A 1,839-nucleotide genomic window follows, 5' to 3' on the forward strand; every position below is an offset into this window, starting at 1 on the left:
CGCCTCTCTTCATTGGCCATGGAGGTGCACCAATGGCTGAACTCAGGAGCGCCATGTCCCCTCGGTTCTTGCGCAAGCGACCCTTCACTCTCCTGTGTGCCCGGCTGTGCTTGTCGCCGCGCGAGGCCCAGATCGTCGAGTGTCTCTTCCGGGACGACAAAGAATCGGTCATCGCCCGCGGCCTGGATATGTCCCCACACACCTTGCGGACGCATGTCATACGCCTCTACCAGAAACTGAACGTCACCAGCCGGATGGAGTTGGTGATCCGCCTGTACGAGTCCTTCCTGTCGCTCACCTGCGAGCCGCGCAGCCCGCTCCCGCCCTTTTGCAGCCGGTACGCGACGGGGCCGCTGTCCACTTCGGAACTGACAGCTCAAGAGCCGACTGGCGGGGCGGGATGCCGCCGTGTTAATCTACTCTTCCTGCGGGGTGCGCGTGTTGCGCGCCTTTCAGCATATCGGGTGGCGTAATGGAGCCCCCGCGGGCTCCGGAGGAGAATGGTGGGCAATGGTGCCACACACTTTGACCTGCGGGAGTTGCCTTCCCGCTGCTGTCGCTTGAGCGGCGATCGTCGCGTCTCGGGCGCGGTTCCGGCTCAAGTCGCGCACGGCGGCGTACATGCTGCGACGCGTGCGCACGGGCGTGTATCTCATTGCCCGGAAAAACCAACGGAGCGGCTGGCAGGTTTGCTAGCGAGGTGTCATTCTGCGGACCCGCGTTGAGCGCGGGCAGGAGGGCGATGGAGGACATGAGGAATACGTAGCTGGGGACAACGAGCCGTGGCGTTCGCGGCCCGATCAACGTGGAGAGTAGGTGACGGTCGCTGACCTTCATCCCCGATTCTCCGGTGCTGAAGTGGCTCAAACAAGGAAAAAAGACGACCATGAAGAGGATAATGTTCGGATTGGCAGTCTTGGCCGCAGTATCGGTGGCGGCCAACGCGGCCCAGTTCAGATTTCACGACTATTCGGAATCCCCCGACATCGCGTGGCTGACGGTGGACGGCACGCAGGTTACGGGTAACGGACCTTATGGCGGTGGGACCATAAGTAACTTTGACGCCAACCAGTATTATCTGAATGTTGGCGAGAGGATCAAGTTCGACTACCAGTACACTGATACCAGCGTGGCTACAATTGGCTATACGAAGCTAATGGGGGGGCCAGACGAACTTGGTTTGGTTAGCGACGAGTTTCTCGGGTGGACCACCGGGAATGGGGTGTTTCATTTCGACTTCATTTCCTACGACAGCGCCGATGGCGTAATGGCCTCCGAGCATCCAGGGTTGGCATTACCTGCTCCCACAACCCTTACCGAGCTGCCAGAGTGGCAACTGGTGGGGTCTATCGTCGATCCGTACCCAAACGGCCCCACGCACGACACGTTCGAGGTAATGTCGATCCCCGAACCCGCAACGTGCACCATCATGTTGGCCGGCCTCGGATTGCTCGCTGCCGTCGTCCGTCGCAGATAGCAGAAGGAAACTGCTTGGCCGCACTCAGCAGCGCTCACACGGACCCCGCTTCGGCGGGGTTCTTTGTTCTCCCGCGTGGTGTCAAACCGGCAGTGCGGCAAGAAGGGGGAGAGGAAGAGTCACCAGTTTCCGGGTCCGATTCTCAGCCAACAAGGCCCGGTGGGTCGCGCGCGGAGGCACAAAGGCAACGCGGGAGCGCGAAAACAGGCACCTGTGCTGCTTGCTCTTCGTCGCTGGTCTGCGAGCCGCGCAGCCCGCTCCCGCCCTTGTGCAGCCGGTACGCGGCGGGGCGCTGTCCCCTTCGGAACTGACAGCTCAAGAGGGGAGCTTTTCCTGTTTTGATATCAACATACTTGTCGCCC

The 1,839-nt window shown here is 61.2% G+C and carries 3 protein-coding genes; 2 read left to right on the plus strand and 1 reads right to left on the minus strand.

Annotated features, from left to right (window positions below):
* Window positions 1-32: 32 nt before the first annotated feature.
* Together QZY44_RS34965 and QZY44_RS34970 are read left to right on the plus strand one after the other, a co-directional pair.
* Window positions 33-473, plus strand: coding sequence for a helix-turn-helix transcriptional regulator (locus QZY44_RS34965; RefSeq protein WP_295458906.1), 441 nt, complete (start codon window positions 33-35; stop codon window positions 471-473).
* Window positions 474-850: 377 nt separating this feature from the next.
* On the plus strand, window positions 851-1,477 hold the full coding sequence (locus QZY44_RS34970; protein ID WP_295458909.1) for a PEP-CTERM sorting domain-containing protein: 627 nt from the start codon (window positions 851-853) through the stop codon (window positions 1,475-1,477).
* Between the two features lie 142 nt (window positions 1,478-1,619).
* Here QZY44_RS34970 and QZY44_RS34975 read toward each other — a convergent pair.
* The coding region (locus tag QZY44_RS34975) for a hypothetical protein (protein ID WP_295458911.1) at window positions 1,620-1,839 on the minus strand (220 nt) is incomplete at its 5' end.

Origin of the sequence: uncultured Thiodictyon sp., assembly GCA_903837595.1 — a bacterium.
In the GTDB taxonomy this organism is placed as follows: Bacteria; Pseudomonadota; Gammaproteobacteria; order Chromatiales; family Chromatiaceae; genus Thiodictyon.